At 47.2% G+C, this 15,572-nt stretch carries 17 protein-coding genes; 12 read left to right on the top strand and 5 right to left on the bottom strand.

Annotated elements, in window-relative coordinates; all coding sequences use genetic code 11:
* Nucleotides 1-44: 44 nt before the first annotated feature.
* Together ABJF92_RS11725 and ABJF92_RS11720 are read right to left on the bottom strand one after the other, a co-directional pair.
* The gene (locus ABJF92_RS11725; RefSeq protein WP_446815975.1) at nucleotides 45-992 is read right to left on the bottom strand and encodes a LysR family transcriptional regulator; all 948 of its coding nucleotides are present in this window, start codon (nucleotides 990-992) and stop codon (nucleotides 45-47) included.
* A 111-nt stretch (nucleotides 993-1,103) separates the two neighbouring features.
* A complete protein-coding gene (locus ABJF92_RS11720) occupies nucleotides 1,104-1,985 on the bottom strand; it encodes a LysR substrate-binding domain-containing protein (RefSeq protein WP_446815974.1) in 882 nt (293 codons plus the stop codon).
* 395 nt (nucleotides 1,986-2,380) lie between these two features.
* Here ABJF92_RS11720 and ABJF92_RS11715 point away from each other — a divergent pair, with 395 nt between their 5' ends.
* Nucleotides 2,381-2,986, top strand: a complete 606-nt coding sequence (locus tag ABJF92_RS11715; RefSeq protein WP_446815973.1) for a YitT family protein — start codon at nucleotides 2,381-2,383, stop codon at nucleotides 2,984-2,986.
* 29 nt (nucleotides 2,987-3,015) lie between these two features.
* Here ABJF92_RS11715 and ABJF92_RS11710 read toward each other — a convergent pair whose 3' ends face one another.
* Both ABJF92_RS11710 and zntR read right to left on the bottom strand, forming a co-directional pair.
* A complete protein-coding gene (locus ABJF92_RS11710) occupies nucleotides 3,016-4,257 on the bottom strand; it encodes an SO_0444 family Cu/Zn efflux transporter (RefSeq protein ID WP_446815972.1) in 1,242 nt (413 codons plus the stop codon).
* Complete coding sequence (gene zntR / locus ABJF92_RS11705) at nucleotides 4,241-4,708, bottom strand: Zn(2+)-responsive transcriptional regulator (protein ID WP_446815971.1); 468 nt, start codon at nucleotides 4,706-4,708, stop codon at nucleotides 4,241-4,243. The genes ABJF92_RS11710 and zntR overlap by 17 nt, the downstream gene beginning before the upstream one ends.
* Before the next feature lie 252 nt (nucleotides 4,709-4,960).
* On the opposite strand from zntR, the gene ABJF92_RS11700 reads away from it, so the two are divergent.
* From ABJF92_RS11700 to ABJF92_RS11655, 10 genes are read left to right on the top strand one after another with little or no spacing between them, the layout of a single operon-like run.
* On the top strand, nucleotides 4,961-6,733 hold the full coding sequence (locus tag ABJF92_RS11700) for an ATP-binding protein (protein WP_446815970.1): 1,773 nt from the start codon (nucleotides 4,961-4,963) through the stop codon (nucleotides 6,731-6,733).
* Complete coding sequence (locus tag ABJF92_RS11695) at nucleotides 6,730-8,088, top strand: cobyrinate a,c-diamide synthase (RefSeq protein ID WP_446815969.1); 1,359 nt, start codon at nucleotides 6,730-6,732, stop codon at nucleotides 8,086-8,088. Before ABJF92_RS11700 ends, ABJF92_RS11695 begins: the two co-directional genes overlap by 4 nt.
* Before the next feature lie 9 nt (nucleotides 8,089-8,097).
* Nucleotides 8,098-9,249 carry a cobalt-precorrin-5B (C(1))-methyltransferase gene (locus ABJF92_RS11690; RefSeq protein ID WP_446815968.1) on the top strand — a complete coding sequence of 384 codons (1,152 nt, stop codon included), beginning with the start codon at nucleotides 8,098-8,100 and terminating at the stop codon, nucleotides 9,247-9,249.
* Nucleotides 9,246-10,025, top strand: a complete 780-nt coding sequence (locus ABJF92_RS11685; RefSeq protein ID WP_446815967.1) for a precorrin-6A/cobalt-precorrin-6A reductase — start codon at nucleotides 9,246-9,248, stop codon at nucleotides 10,023-10,025. The genes ABJF92_RS11690 and ABJF92_RS11685 overlap by 4 nt, the downstream gene beginning before the upstream one ends.
* Before the next feature lie 16 nt (nucleotides 10,026-10,041).
* Entirely contained in the window at nucleotides 10,042-10,680 is a 639-nt protein-coding gene (locus ABJF92_RS11680; protein WP_446815966.1) for a precorrin-8X methylmutase, read from the top strand.
* Nucleotides 10,680-12,002, top strand: a complete 1,323-nt coding sequence (gene cbiE, locus ABJF92_RS11675; protein ID WP_446815965.1) for a precorrin-6y C5,15-methyltransferase (decarboxylating) subunit CbiE — start codon at nucleotides 10,680-10,682, stop codon at nucleotides 12,000-12,002. The genes ABJF92_RS11680 and cbiE overlap by 1 nt, the downstream gene beginning before the upstream one ends.
* The gene (cobI, locus tag ABJF92_RS11670) at nucleotides 12,002-12,748 is read left to right on the top strand and encodes a precorrin-2 C(20)-methyltransferase (protein ID WP_446815964.1); all 747 of its coding nucleotides are present in this window, start codon (nucleotides 12,002-12,004) and stop codon (nucleotides 12,746-12,748) included. Before cbiE ends, cobI begins: the two co-directional genes overlap by 1 nt.
* Nucleotides 12,745-13,554 (top strand): cobalamin biosynthesis protein, encoded by an 810-nt coding sequence (locus ABJF92_RS11665; protein WP_446815963.1) that lies wholly within the window; start codon nucleotides 12,745-12,747, stop codon nucleotides 13,552-13,554. Before cobI ends, ABJF92_RS11665 begins: the two co-directional genes overlap by 4 nt.
* Nucleotides 13,539-13,835, top strand: coding sequence for a YkgJ family cysteine cluster protein (locus tag ABJF92_RS11660; protein WP_446815962.1), 297 nt, complete (start codon nucleotides 13,539-13,541; stop codon nucleotides 13,833-13,835). Before ABJF92_RS11665 ends, ABJF92_RS11660 begins: the two co-directional genes overlap by 16 nt.
* Nucleotides 13,836-13,856: 21 nt before the next feature.
* Nucleotides 13,857-14,192, top strand: coding sequence for a thioredoxin family protein (locus ABJF92_RS11655; protein ID WP_446815961.1), 336 nt, complete (start codon nucleotides 13,857-13,859; stop codon nucleotides 14,190-14,192).
* Here the strand turns inward: ABJF92_RS11655 and ABJF92_RS11650 are convergent, their stop codons facing one another.
* A complete protein-coding gene (locus ABJF92_RS11650; RefSeq protein ID WP_446815960.1) occupies nucleotides 14,193-14,432 on the bottom strand; it encodes a hypothetical protein in 240 nt (79 codons plus the stop codon). It abuts the gene before it with no gap.
* Between the two features lie 208 nt (nucleotides 14,433-14,640).
* Between ABJF92_RS11650 and ABJF92_RS11645 the strand changes: the two genes are divergently transcribed.
* Nucleotides 14,641-15,567 carry an N-acetylmuramoyl-L-alanine amidase-like domain-containing protein gene (locus tag ABJF92_RS11645; protein ID WP_446815959.1) on the top strand — a complete coding sequence of 309 codons (927 nt, stop codon included), beginning with the start codon at nucleotides 14,641-14,643 and terminating at the stop codon, nucleotides 15,565-15,567.
* Nucleotides 15,568-15,572: the final 5 nt, after the last annotated feature.

Raw genomic sequence — 15,572 nt, 5'->3', positions numbered from 1 at the left:
GATCTCTAAAGCGCGCATCAGCAATGGTTGATGCGCGTTTTTTTTTAGCTTTTTGCCTGTAACTCATTAGCCACTTGAATGACCTGTTTACGAAACCAAATATGGCTGGCATCGTGGTGCAGGAGTGGGCTCCAGATCATTTTGAGTTCTATTTCAGGAATATGGAAGGGTGGCTCGACAATCACTAGGTCTGGATTGTTACGATTCACCATGGCGACTTTTCTGGGTAAGGTGGAAATCAAATCCTGCTCTAAAGATAGGTGCATAGCGGTGTGATAGCTGCGAGTAAATACCCGAATGCTGCGAGTTTTCCCCAGTGCCTGTAGGGACTCATCAACCCAGCCAAGCTTTTGCACATCGGTAGGGTCCATGCCCACCCCAATACCAAAGCCTGTTTTACTTACCCAGATATGTTGGGAGCGCAAATAAGCGTCCAAGTCCAAATTGTTTCTAAGTGGGTTTTTTGAACTCATTACACAGACAAAAGTGTCTAGCCAAACATTTTTTTGATGGAAAGACTGGGGGAGTTCTTCAAAACGGTTGATGGCCATATCGATTTTCCCTGCTTCCACATCGTGAAAGGTCACATCACTTGGCGTCATAATATCCAGCGTTACCCCCGGGGCCTGTTCACGCAAGCGGTTTAGTAAGCTAGGAATGACAGTGGAAGTGGCGTAATCACTCGCCATGATGCGAAACACACGGGTACTGGTTTTTTCATTGAAGTCGGCTTCTGGCTGCAGGGCCTCTTCTAGTTCCAGCAAGACTTTACGAACAATAGGTTGTAAGCGTAGGGCTTTCTCGGTTGGTTTCATGCCCTCACTGGTGCGAACCAGTAGAGGGTCGCTTAGCAGGTCCCGTAAGCGCTTTAAACCATTACTCATGGCAGGTTGGGTAATGTTTAGCTTATTGGCCGAACGGGTAACATTACATTCCCTAAGCAGCACATCTAAGTATATGAGCAGATTGAGGTCAATCTTATTAATATTCATAAAGCCTATTTTCTTTTGCGAAGAAATAACTGGGATGAATCAATTGTAGGGGGCTATCTGTAAAGGTCAACTGCCTACAAAGAGTTTATTTTATCGTCACAGCTTGGGTGGCTAGGGAGGGGTGATCAACTGCTGACATTGGTTCACAAAAAACTGCGCGTTTTGAGTGAGAGCTGTGCTTTTGGGCGTCACGATCAATAGATTACGGTGTAAGGCTAATGGCGTTTGATAAAGTCTGATTAGGCCTGAATTCAGCTCTTGGGAAACCGCCATGCGAGATAGGCAGCCTAAGCCCATTTGGTGGATGACCGCTTGCTTGACTGCTTCCATGTGGGCTAATGAGAGCACTACATTAAGATTAGGGATTTTTGCTGCGGTGGCTTGTTCTAGAATATTGCGCGTGCCTGAACCTGCTTCTCGCATCACCCAATCAGCTTGTTGCAAATCTTCCCACTCCAGCTTCTCGTGACGGCTTTCGGTGGCCGAGCCAAACACCACTAGCTCATCTTTTAGCCAGGTTTGCGTCATTAGCTCGGCGTGTTGGCAGTAGCCTTCGATAAACCCGACTTCTGCTTTACCTGTTAGTAATTGCTGAATCACACTTTGGGTATTGCCTATGTCCAAATTAAAGCGAATGTTTGGGTGCTGCTTTTTAAAATTAGACATCTGTTTGGGCAATAAATAGTTGCCAATACTGACACTGGCGGCCAAATGCAGAGAACCACTTAACTCATCCGCATTGCCCATACTTTCAATTTGTTCTATTTGGCTGAGTACCGCTCTTGCTTGAGGAAGTAAGTGACGTGCTTGAGGGGTGATTTGTAGACGTTTACCATGGCGCCTAAATAATGGACGACCGAGGAGTGCTTCAAGCTCACGCAACGCCTGACTGGCAGCGGGTTGACTGATGTGTACCAAATCGGCCGCTGCGGTTACTGAACCTGTGTGGACCACAGCTTCAAAAATTTGTAATTGTCTTAGTGTGATTCTCATGAAGCCATTGTAGCCGTTTTTTAATTTCTATGAACAGTCCAAAGATCAATAAGTTATGTTTTATTATGTGAGTCGGTTTTAAAGTTTAGGGCGACCCTAGAAGCTTGATTGGAGGCGGGCAGCATTTGATGTTTGTAGTTAAAATGTGCGCTATGATCTTAACTATGTGCTGAAATGGTGCGAAAATACGGGATATCTCAAAAAATAAAAGGTGTATTTCGTGGCTTTTAACGACATAATGCCCTTTCGTTTTTTTGGTACGCATTATGCTAATCATTTTAGTATGTGTGGACAAAAAACATAGAGTTTGTTCTGCGCACCGGGCTTTCAAAAGAAGCTAGCGTATAAACCGCCACCTTAATCAAGAGTTAAGTTGGCCATGTGAAGGACTTGTTATGAATATTACCCATCGTTGGCTGTCGATTGTCGAGGGCTGTCTGCTTGTGGCTTTAGGGCTGCATATTTTAAATGCTGCTGGTTTACTGATTAGTGGTACCGCTGGAATCGGTATGATTCTGGGCAAATTTACCGACCTGTCTTTTGGTCAGTTATTCTTTATTCTTAATATGCCGTTCTACATATTGGCTTGGCGTGCGCTAGGAAAATCTTTTGCTTGGCGAACCTTTGTCAGTATTAGCTTGCTATCTGGTCTGTCTGAGCTGATGCGCTTCTATATTCATTTGACCATTGACCCAATTTTGTCAGGCATCTTAGGTGGCATGTTAGTGGGTTTTGGTTTGATCATTTTGTTCCGTCACAATGCTTCTTTAGGTGGTCTTAATATCTTAGCGGTTTATCTGGAGCGTCGTTTTGGATTTCATGCGGGCAAGACTACGTTAATCGCCGATCTCGGTGTGTTAGTGGCGGCAGTTACCGTGTTGGACTTGAGTCATTTACTCTACTCCTTATTGGCTTTCTTGTTATTAAGTTCTGTTGTGGGGCGTTACCACCGACCACCTAAATGGGCGCAAGTACCCAAAGCCAATGAAGCGAGCAGCTAAGGCTCGCTTCAAGGTCAGCTAGTGAAAAACTATTTGTTAAAGCGTGACTGACCTTTTTTGATTAAAGACATCATCATTAGGATGGCTAACACTAGGCCGCAACTAACAGTTAGCCATTGAGGCAGTAGCTCATGCTCAGGTCCAATTTGAGGCATGACGGAAAAACCAAATGCCGTGACCAGAAAATCCGTTAAAAATCCAAATAGTAAAGCACCGCCGAGTACACCCGCTAAATATCCTCCTAGTGCTCGTTTGCCCAATTCTTTGGATACCACTCCTAGTGTTGCAATATTCGTGGCAGGGCCTGCCAACATGAAAACCAACACAGCACCTGGTGCAACCCCTGCAATCAATAAACCTGCGGCAATAGGAGTGGATGCTGTGGCACAAATGTACATAGGTATCGAAATGATCACCATGACCAACATGGCCAGTAAACCGTTCCCCCAGGACGCCAGAAAGTCATCTGGTACATAGGTTTGGACTATGGAAGCAAAGCTTAAGCCAATTAAGAGCCACACGGCTGTGTCATCTATGAGTTCCGTCGCACTATAGCGAAGTCCAGTGACCACTTTGCCTAAAAAGTTTGGCTGCTTTTGTAAGGGCTCAGTTTTTTTAGACCGCCCACAACTTGATGCTGGTTTTTCTGTATTGCCTTGGGTGCTTGAGCAACATGAACCTTGAGAAGTTGTTGGCACTGATGGCTCAGGTACTGCTTTCGTAGAACAACAAGCTGATTTTTTGGTGGCTTGTAATGATGCTTGTGTTGCGCAGCAAGAAGCTTTTTCACTGACTAGCGGTTTCGGCTCGGATGTTGAGGAACAGCTTGATGGCCCTTTGGTCGTATCCTCAGTGACAAGTTTGTTGTTTCTGCTGTCCTCTCGGCCCACAAGTAATCCTGCCAAAATCGCACTAAAAATCGCCGCTACGGGACGAATCACAGCCATAAAGGGGCCAAGTAAGACATAGGATACGGAAATAGAATCTATGCCTGTTTCTGGTGTGGATACCATAAAAGAGGTTGTCGCGGAGCGAGACGCGCCAGAGCGACGTAAACCTATGGCGGCAGGAATGACGCCACAGGAGCATAAGGGTAATGGTGCACCTAATAACGCCGCTTTAATGGTTGTCATTAAACCGTGACCACCTAGTTGCTTGTTCATCCAGTTCATGGAAATGAACATTTTTAGCATGCCTGCTAATACTAGGCCGACAATGAGCCAGGGGGCGGATTCAAGAAATAAATCGAGGAAATTATTCAGCAACGACATCTTGTTGCTCCTTGAATTCATGGGAGTGATTTTCTGAACGTACCTTGGTTTCGCCCGTTTCCAACGCTTCTAGAATGGTGCAATGAACAGCGCTTACATCACCTCCGCAACAAGCATCCGATAATCGTTGTAGAGACAGTTGGAAGGCTTGTAGCTCGGCGATTTTTTCTTCCACCGCTAGTCGTTTGTGGTCCACTAGGGTTTTCACATCGGCACAAGCGTTATTGGCTTTATCAATCTCGATCGACAGCAGCTCTTGTATTTCGTTTAAGCTAAAGCCAACCGCTTTTGCTCTTAGGATAAAAGACAGAGTTTGTTTGTCTTGCTCGGTATACAAGCGATAGCCAGCCCTAGAGCGTTCGCTAGGAACTAATAGCTGGTTTTTCTCATAAAAGCGCAAAGTGTCCTGATTGATATCAAAGTGCTTGGCTAATTCACCGATACGGTACATACCATACCTCGTTGTTTTGGTTTCAAGATAGATGAAGTATAAACCTTGGAGGTAACTCCAAGGTCAAGGATTTTCTTTGGATAAGTTTCATTTATGTCATTAAATTTTATTCATGATGACGGGTGGCGTATCAATTTGACTTGCAAGGGGGGCAAAGATACTGTCAAACAAGACAAAGCCTAGGCAAAAACTCTACAATAGCAGGTTATGAACAGGCTCTTACGCCCCCCATCATTTAAGAAAGGTTTAGCAATGCAGAGCTTAGCCCATAGCAATTTTCCATTTACGGCCGTCGCTGGGCAGGAGCCGTTAAAACTGGCGTTAATTCTTTGTGCCATTAACCCGACCATTGGCGGTGTGTTGATCAGTGGCCCAAGAGGTTCTGCTAAATCTACTTTGGCAAGAGGGCTTGCTGGGGTGATGCCGGCGTTGCAGGAGGATCAAAATGTGCCTTTTGCCACCTTGCCATTAGGCGCTAGTGAAGACCGCTTATTAGGCGCTCTGGATTTAGAGCAAGTTTTACAAGAAAAGCAGGTGGTTTTTAAGCCCGGCTTGTTAAGTCAGGCTCATGGGGGTGTGCTTTATCTAGATGAAGTGAACCTTCTATCCGATCATTTGGTGGATCAGCTATTGGATGTTTCCGCCAGCGGCGTCAACCGTATTGAACGTGATGGCATGAGCCATCAACATGATGCTCGCTTTTTGTTAGTAGGTACTATGAATCCCGATGAGGGTGAGCTAAGGCCACAATTACAAGACCGTTTTGGTCTGATGGTAGAGCTTTACAATCAATACAGTTTGGAAGAAAGGGTGCAGATCGTGCGTTTAAGAGACGAGTATGATCAAGACCCACAAGCTTTCTGCGAAGCTTTCAAATACAAGCAGAAAAACCTCAAAACCAGCATCCGCCAAGCCAGAGAAGTTTTGCTGCAAGTTCGCTGTAGCGATGATTTGCGTTTAGAGATTGCCAAGCGTTGTCAACAAGCCCGAGTGGATGGAGTGCGGGGCGATATTGTTTGGGTGCGTGCTGCGATGACTCATGCGGCCTGGCGCGGTGATAAACAAGTGCTAGCAGAAGATGTAGAGGCTGTAGAAGAACTGGTACTGGCCCACCGTCGACAGCAACAAGCGCCACCGTCTCCGCCATCAAACCCATCGTCTCACAGGCCTTCGAGTCCGCCGCCGTCTCCTCAATCAAAGCCGCTTGATGGCCAAGCTGAGAGTCAAAATACTCAAGGGGAGTCGGAACAACCGACCTCTGCTGGAGAGTGGGGGGCCATGCCGCCACAAGCTCAAGAGACGAGTGCTGCTATTCGTGTAAAAACTGATGCCTCGAAAGCTCAAGGAAAATCATCCTTTTCCAAAGCCATTGCGGGTGGTAAAGCAAAAGGCCCCCATGAGGGCGGTAATATAGACGCACAATCGAGTGGTGAGGGAATTGATTGGTTCCGCAGTTTGATTAAACAACCCCAAGAATGGCCACCAAAGCATTTGGTTCATAAACGAGATAAAACAGGCCAGAGTTGTTTGCATCTGGTGTTAGTGGATACCTCCTCGTCCACCCTGAGCCAAGGAAGCTTTGGTTTTGCGAAAGGGGTGATTTTAGACATAGCCGAGCGCGCTTATTTAGCTCGAGAGCAAATTAGTATTTTAGGCTTTGGCCAAGAAGGGGTCACTTCTGTACTGCCGCAAGTGAGAGCGCCAAAAGAAATCACCGCACTGCTGGATAATTTACAGGCGGGCGGCGGTACACCTTTTCGAGTGGCCATCGACAAAGCCAGCCAATATTTACAGCAGCAACACCAACGTAACCCAGGCTTACAAAGTCATACCTACATTTTAACAGACGGTCGTACCCAGGCGGATGTGTCTGATTTTGCCGTAGGGCAACGTTCATTGTTGGGAAATCGAGTGCTGATAGACACGGAACATGCACAGATTAAACGTGGTCGTGGTGAAGAAATCGCTCAACAGCTTGGGGCGGAATACGTTTTACTAACTTCGATATTAGAGACAGGTTTATGACAGTGAAAACAGTCGAGTGTCCGGCGCTTTTTTTAACCGCTCCGGCCTCAAATCAGGGCAAAACCACCATCACTGCAGCTTTGGCGCGTTACTTTACGGAGCAAGGTAATGTGGTGCGTGTTTTTAAAACTGGTCCAGATTATCTTGACCCACAGATTTTAGCGCAAGCCTCCAAACAGCCTGTCGAGCAGCTGGATATTTGGATGGCAGGAGAAGACTACTGCCAGCAAAGGCTCTTTTTGGCGGCGCAAGAGGCCGACCTTATCTTGGTTGAAGGCGCTATGGGAATGTTTGATGGAGAGCCTTCCAGTGCAGACCTAGCCGCGCGTTTTGGTATTCCCATGGCCATCGTCATGGATGTGAAAGGCATGGCGCAAACCGCTGTCGCTTTAGCGACTGGCTTAGCAAGCTTTAGGTCGGACATAGAAGTAGCAGGCTTAATTGCTAACCGATGTGGAAGCGAGCGTCACGCCGAGTTAATACGAGATGCCTTGCCTGAAAGTCTGCCTTTATTAGCCAGCTTAAAAAGGGATGAGCTGATTGTTTTACCTGAGCGTCATCTTGGCTTGGTGCAAGCAGATGAAGTGGCGGATGAACTGGAAGAGCGTTTTAGCGCCGCGGTGGTTTGGTTACAACAAAGCAATGATTGCGCCCTGCTTAGCTTACCCAAAGCGGTAACCTTTTCAGCCAGCGATACCGAGACACCAGTAGAAGAGATAGAACCCTTACTGGCGAATAAAACCATAGCTGTCGCCAAAGATGCTGCGTTCAGTTTTATTTATGATGCCAACATTAAAGCCCTACAAAGTTTAGGGGCCAGCATCGTGTATTTCTCGCCCCTTAAAGACAATACCTTACCCGATGCCGACGCTCTTTGGTTGCCCGGTGGTTACCCCGAATTGCATGCAAAGGCCTTGTCCGAAAACCTTAGTATGCGCCAAGCCATCATGGATTTTCATAAAACAGGGAAAGCCATTTTGGCGGAATGCGGCGGCCTTTTATACAGTTTGCAAAGCCTAACGGACTTACAAGAAGGGTGTTATCCGATGACGGGAATCTTGGCGGGTCAAGGGGCTATGCGAGGTAAGCGTGGCTGTCAGGGGATGCAAACCGCAATTTTGCCACAAGGGGATATACGTGGCCATGCCCATCATAGGTCTCGCAGTGATAACACCCCAACACCCGTGGCGTTTGGCCGTCGTCAAAGACACCCAGCCCCTGGCGAAGCGATTTATCAAGAAAAGGGCCTAACGGCTACGTATTTGCACTTATTCTTCCCTTCGAACCTTGCTGCAACGGCGCAGGTGTTTCTGGCTCAAGGGGCACAAGAAGCCCTTATGGCAGATGTAGGGTAGAGGCAGAATATGTGGCCTGAAAGTTCAGAAACACCCACACTATTACGCAGCGGCTTAACCACAGGTACCTGCGCGACAGCTTGCTGTGTGGCGGCGGCCCAAGCCTTGTTTAGTCATAAGCAAGCCGCCAGTGTGAGTGTAACCTTGCCTAAAGGCCAAGACGTTTCTCTCGATATTATTGATTATCAAACCATTGAAAATGGTTATCGTACGGCGACGATCAAAGACGCGGGGGATGACCCAGATGCCACCCACGGGGCAAAAATCTTTGTTGAATTGTGTCTGTCTAAAGCGCCGGGCGTGGTGTTCCGTGCGGCCAGCGGTGTCGGCACTGTCACCAAAACCGGTTTGTTGTTGGCAGTGGGTGAGCCGGCGATTAACCCTGTCCCTCGCAAAATGATGACTGAGCATTTATTAGGCTTCGCTGATACTTATCAATACCAAGGAGGCTTTGAGGTCTCGGTGGGTGTAGTGGATGGGGACAAAATAGCTCTTAAAACCATGAACCCACGCTTAGGGATTTTGGGCGGTTTGTCCATCTTAGGCACTACAGGTATTGTGCGGCCTTTTTCATGTGCGGCTTACATTGCTTCTATTCATCAGGGAATCGATGTGGCCAGAGCCAATGGATTAACGCACATCGCTGCCACCACAGGAAATGCCAGTGAGACTGCCGTCAAACAATGCTATCAACTTGATGACATGGCGCTCATTGAGATGGGGGATTTTGTGGGCGCTGTCCTCAAACATTTGCGTAAAGTAGAAAACACCAGCCCTCAATTAACAGCGTTAACCCTCTGTGGCGGCTTTGGCAAGATAAGCAAATTGGCGCAAGGTCACATGGATTTAAACAGCCGAGTATCGAGTATTAATCTTGATGCTCTCGGGGATTTGGCCGTTTCGTTAGGAGCACCGGAGCAAGTGCAAGGGCAAATGCGAGGGGCAAACACCAGCGTAGAAGCCTTGTCGATATATCAAAAGTACAGTGCTGAATCCATGGGACCAAGTCTTGCGGATGCGGTTTGTGCTCAAGCATTGGCGTTTGCTAAAGGCTATTTACCAGAGCATATGGCCGTGGAAGTGATTGCTATTGATCGTCAAGGTCGAACCGTAGGTCAGGCGGCTTTTAAGGCGACTGAGTCTAAAGGGGAGGCGAGATGAAGTTACTCTTGTTAGGCGGCACTGCGGACGCTAGACGTATGGCCGATCAGCTACATCAAGCAGGCATCAGTGTGGTCTATAGTATCGCAGGATTAGTGCGAGTGCCGAAAGTAGACTGTCAGTTGCTGGTGGGAGGCTTTAGTCAATTTGGTGGCCTAGCCAAGTATCTGCAAGAGCAGCCTATCGATGCCATTCTAGACATCACTCACCCTTATGCGGCGGCCATGAGCACCACAGCTGTGGCGGCGGCAAAGTCGTTAGCGATACCATGTTGGCGCTTGCATCGCCCCGCGTGGCAAGTGCAATCCGATGATTGCTGGTTTGAGTATCAGGATGATGAGCAATTACTTGGCTATCTGAGCCAATATCATCGGCCTTTATTGAGTGCTGGGCAAATGTCCCAAGCATTGTTAACGCAAATTGCTGCGTTGGATAAGATTGAAACGGTGTTGTGGCGCACGGCTGTGCCACCAAAGTTTGAGTTACCTAAAGGCGTCACTTGGCAAAAAGCCATTGGGCCTTTTGCCTATGAGGATGAACAAAGCTTGTTGGAGGCTCATCAAATCGATGTCATTGTCAGTAAAAACAGTGGCGGTGAGGCCACCTATGCCAAGCTTGACGTGGCACGAGCCAAAAATATCCATTGTTTGCTGCACAAACGTCCCCATTTGCCCACGGCTGATCGACAGTTCAGTGATGCTCAAGCCTGTTATTTGGCTTGTGTTGAAGCATGGGGCGATACCTCTAGAACAAATACCAGTACTGGTGAGCAATAACATTTAAGTAGAGATTATGTACCTTTTTGAAAAAAATCCTCAAGCGATCGAGCAAGACAGTTTTCGACAAATTCGTGAATTAACCGAGTTAAGTCAGTTTGACCGTGATCAGCAACAAGTGGTGATGCGTGTGGTACACAGCTTAGGGCTGCCCGAGGTGGCTCAATATGTACGCTTTAGTGACCAAGCTGTTGCGGCGGGTCGTCAAGCCTTGGCGGCCAAAGCCCCTATTCTGTGTGATGTGGAAATGGTTAAGCAGGGGGTTACTAAGCGCATGATAGAAGGTGAACCTTTATGCTTTTTGAATGACCCTCGTACCGCACAAATTGCCAAAGGGTCTGGGGAAACCCGCTCCATGGCGGCGTTGCAGCTTTGGCAAGAACAGCTTGCTGGCAGTGTGGTTTTGATCGCCAATGCGCCTACTGCTTTATACCGTTTGTTAGAAATGCTGGCACAGGGAGCACCAAAGCCTGCTTTGATCATCGCCATGCCTGTGGGTTTTGTGGGAGCCGCTGAATCTAAGCAAGCTCTTTGGGACGCGCATCAGTCTTTGGGCATTGAATGCATTACCTTGCTCGGTAGAATGGGCGGCAGTGCCGTTACGGCGGCAAGTTGTAATGCCTTGTTACGCTGTAACCTAGGTGAATATTACTGATGGAAATTCATGTAGTCGGACTTGGGGTAAAGGCTCAAGCAGTGCTTTGCCAAGACGTTCAACGCTTGTTGGCGTCATTATCTGCTCACGACAAGGTACTGGGTTCAGTTCGTCAACTTGAAACTCTTGGGGAGATAGCGTATCAAGCTCAGTCCCAGACTTTGCCCAAACTTGCGGAGTTGGCAGATCGCATCGAACATTGGCAACAACTGGGTGTTGAAAAACTTGTGGTGTTGGCCTCAGGTGATGCCCTGCATTATGGCATTGGAGCATGGTTAGGGCGTTTTGTGGATCAACATCCAGCATTAGACTCCATTCGTTACTATGCCAATGTTTCAAGCGTTCAAGAAGCTTGCCATCGTTTGGGCTTGTCTTTGCAAGATGCTCAAGTCGTGAGCTTGCATGGCCGACCATTATTCAGTTTACGCCGTTACCTGCAGCCAAACCGCAATTTACTCTTACTGACAGATCAATTCAGTCAGCCTCAACATATCGCAAAAGAACTCCTACAAGCAGGTCTTGATGACAGCCAAATTCAGGTGTGTGAAGCCCTAGGTTACGATGAAGAAACAGTCACTGCATACACGGCCAAGGAGCTGGCAGAATTGGCACATGAATTTAACCCGCTTAATGTGGTGGTGGTCACCACCAGTCATCAAGCCAGTCTTTACCCAAGTACCCCGGGCATAGCAGAAAGTCGTTTTGTGACCGACAAAGGCCATGGCAAGGGTATGATCACCAAGCGTGAAGTACGCCTAGCGATACTTTCTTACATGGCCCTTGATGCCAAAGATGTGGTTTGGGACATTGGGGCTGGTTGTGGTGGCGTCAGTGTTGAGCTGGCCTACTGGCAAGCAAAAGCAACCGTGTATGGCATTGAGCATCACCCAGAACGATTAGCCTGCCTTGAAGAAAACCGGCAGCGTTTTGGCGTTATGCAAAATCTACAAATTATTGCTGGACGTGCCCCGCAAGCATTGGTGGATTTGCCTCTTCCGAATAAGGTCTTCATTGGCGGCAGTGATGGCACCTTAGAAGAAATGATGAATCAAGTCTGGCGTCTTTTACCTGAGGGCGGTCGCCTAGTGGTGAGCGCGGTAACAGAAACAAGCCGTTGTCAGGTAATGAGCTTTATGACGAGTCGTGATTTAGCCCAAGACGCTGAAGATGATGCCTTACAAATAGCAATTTCGAAGTGTGAGCGTTTGGCAGGGCAGAGAGTCTTCCGCCCCAGTTTGCCAGTAAACTTATATCAATTTATAAAAACCAAAGCGCTTAATAATGAGCCTGAGCAAAATAGTATTAAGGAAACCTTGAGTTGATGAACCCAGAGGATATAACACCATTAAACGGCAAAGGGCGCTTCATTGGTGTGGGAGTGGGGCCCGGTGACCCAGAACTAATAACCTTAAAAGCCTTACGCCTCATTCGCTCGGCTCAAGTGGTCAGTTATCTTGCTAATGGGGAAGGTAGTTCTCAAGCGCGTAATATCGCCTGTGAAGCATTCAAAGACGTGGCCGACTCTCAACATGAAATCGCCATTGTTATGCCCATGTCTACCGATAGAACACTTGCTAACCAAGCCTATGATCGGGGCGCTGAGGAAATCGCTCGCCAGCTTGATGAAGGCCGAGACGTGGTCTTTCTTTGTGAAGGTGATCCGCTGTTTTTTGGCTCTTTTGCTTACTTATTGGAACGTCTAGAAGGGGCGTATCCTTGCCAAGTCATTCCCGGGGTGTCGTCCATTAATGCGGCTTCTTCGGCATTGAATCACCCGCTTACTATTTTAAAAGAATCCTTTGCTGTGGTCAGCGGTCGTCACAGTGCCGAACAAATTGATACGGCTTTGTTGCAACATGACAGTGTGGTTATTATGAAAGCTGGCCGAGCCAGACCCAGAATTCTCACGGCGTTGCGCAAAACCAATCGTATGAGGGACGCCAAGTATCTTGAATACATAGGTCGTGACAATGAGCGGATTGTGCAAGATGTAACCTCGTTAGAAGAGAAAGCAGGCCCGTATTTTTCGTTGTTTGTGGTCACTAAAAGTGAGCGGAGCAGTCGTTGATCAGTATTATTGCCCTTACCCCTATGGGAAAAAACTTGGCTCAGCAGCTGCTTGTACTGTGTCAGAGGCAAGGGTTAGAGTGCCAATTATGGTACAGGCCTAAGCCCTTTACCCAGCAGGTACAGCAAGCTTTCCAACAAGGGCATAAGCTTATATTTGTCTGTGCAACGGGGATTGTTTTTCGAACGCTGGCGCCAGTGTTGCAAGATAAGTATCAGGACCCACCAGTGCTAGTGCTTGATGAGCAGGGAAAATATGTTATCCCGTTGCTTTCGGGCCATGAAGGGGGCGCGAATGACTTAGCCGCTCAAGTTAGTCACATGTTGGGGGCTGAGTTGGTCATGACCACGGCCAAGGCATATGTTAATCCTATTTATACCTTGGGCATGGGCTGTGAAAGAAATTGTGATTTAGCCTACCTTGAAGAGCTGATGCTCGAAGCGCTGGCGCAAAAAGGTTTAACTCCTCAAGATATAGAGAGTCTTACCAGTATTGACCTTAAAGCGGACGAAACGAACCTGATCAAGTTAGCGGAAAAGTATCACTGGCCTTTTGTCACCTACAGTGTGCCTGAGTTAAGCAGTATGGAAACCTTGTTGAGTACTCGCTCAGACTATATCTATAAAACGGTTGGCGTGTATGGAGTGGCGGAGTCGGCGGCTTTGTATGGGGCGAGCCAAATTAGCCAGCAACCAGCAGAACTTGTTTTGGATAAAATCAAGAATGCTAAAGCCACCTGCGCTATCGCTCGCGCTTATTTGCCAACCCAAGAGGGTAACTTGGATGTGGAATGCAGATTAAATTAAAGAATATCGAAGACACGCAGGTTTCTTGTCATCAATGCCAAGCCAGTTGTTGTCGTTTAGAAGTGATGATCATTAGTGACACGGGGGTGCCTGAAGAGCATATTGAAGTGGATCGTTGGGGAGGAGAGACCATGCTAAGACTAGAGGACGGATGGTGTTCCGCTGTAGATAGAGACACTTTTCAATGTACTATTTATGAAAATCGTCCTTGGATATGTCGCGAATTTGAAATGTCTTCATACGAGTGCGTCAAAGAGTTTCAGCCTAATAAATCATTGTAACCGGAAAAAAATGAGGTGAATATGCTGGCGAGTAGCAAGGGTTACAATCATCAATATAGCGAACAAGCACCCAGTTTGGCGGACATTGAACAGTCCCAAGGTTATCTGTTATTAGAGTTTGGTGCTCCTTGGTGCGGCCATTGCCAAGGGGTTGAGCCCTTGTTGCAAAGCGCCTTACATTCTGTTGACGAGCTAACTCATGTGAAGGTCTTTGACGGCAAAGGGAAACGCTTAGGGCGAGTATTTAAGGTGACCTTATGGCCGACTTTGATATTATTGAAAGATGGAGGTGAACTGGCGAGATTGGTGAGGCCTACAGAGCGGTCTCAGATAAAAAGCTGGTTGGCAACGAAGTGATTAGGCTTTGATATCGATTAAGCTGCCTAGGGTACGATCGGACGCAGCGATCACTTTAGCATTTGCTTGCGCTTCTAACTCACTGCTTTTAAGTGCAATTAGCCCATCTTGTAAACGGTTGGCACTCTGGCTTGTTTGTGTCGAAGCTTGTGCAATGTCACTGGCGGCTTGGCTCATGTTATCTTGGCTGCGTTGTAAACCAGCTTGGCCATAAGCAAAGGGGGCAGGGCTAATCTTCATAGAACCTTCTTTGTGTAAATCATTACAAATATGGTTACATATTAAACAATTTTAAGTGTTTTTGCAGTACCTATTCTGCAAGCTATGTTATTTAATCGAATTCACTATTTGCAATCATCAGGTAAGTTTAATTTTGCGAGCAACTCAATTACTAAAATACGTCAGATCTAGCAAAGGTCGGTGGCGATTTTTATGGCTAATCAGCGCTTTGCTTTGGCTCACGGGTTGCGCAACGGTGGAAAAACAAGCTCAACCGGTATCCGCTGAATTCTATACTCTGATGAATCAAGTTTCTGAATCCGAACCAGTGGATGAACGTATCGCTAAGCTTAGTGGTGTTTTACTGGGCATCCCTTATCAAGCGAATGGTCTTGGGGAGGGCGCTTTAGGGGAATTTGATCAAGACCCTTTAGTGCGCTTTGATGTCTTCGACTGTACCACCTTTGTTGAAACGGTATTGGCTGGTGCTTTCTCTCACTCCAATGACGCCTTTTTACATCATTTAAATCATCTGCGTTACCATAATGGGCAAGTGTCTTTTGTAACCCGTAACCATTTCCCCAGCGCTGACTGGATACCGAATAATCAGGCTTATCTATCGGATATTACGGATCAGGTAGCGCAAGGCTCGCTAGCGTATGCTCATACCGTCATCGATAAGAAAGCTTGGTTCCAACACATTGATGAGCAGAGTGTAAACTGTGCGTTGTTGGATGAGGCTCAGTGTCAGGCCTTGATCCAAAAACTACGTCTGTTAGGTCAAGACATTCCCCCACAACCTGTGGTGACACCTTATGTCCCTATTAGTGCTTTATATGTGGGCTTAACCATTGAGCATGAAGCTCAATGGACTGGCTTAGACGAGGCTTTGTTGGCGCGTATTCCTTCTGGGAGTGTGATCAGTGTAGTCAGACCGGATTGGGCTTTGAAAAAGTGGATTGGCACCAATATGAACGTTTCACACCAAGGTTTAGCCATTCGTAAAAATGGCCGTTTATTTTTGCGTCATGCCAGCCAAGAAACGGGTCGAGTCGTGGATGTGGGTTTTGCAGAATACTTTTCCGCGTATCTCGCTTGGTCGTCAATTAAAGGCTTTAATGTTTTACAAGCCAACTTAAACTCTCCTCATCAATAAAGGCT

It is taken from the genome of Marinomonas sp., assembly GCF_039940335.1.
Classification (GTDB): Bacteria; Pseudomonadota; Gammaproteobacteria; order Pseudomonadales; family Marinomonadaceae; genus Marinomonas.
Note: the sequence above shows the minus strand (reverse complement) of the source record. Positions and strands in the feature narration are given on the sequence as shown.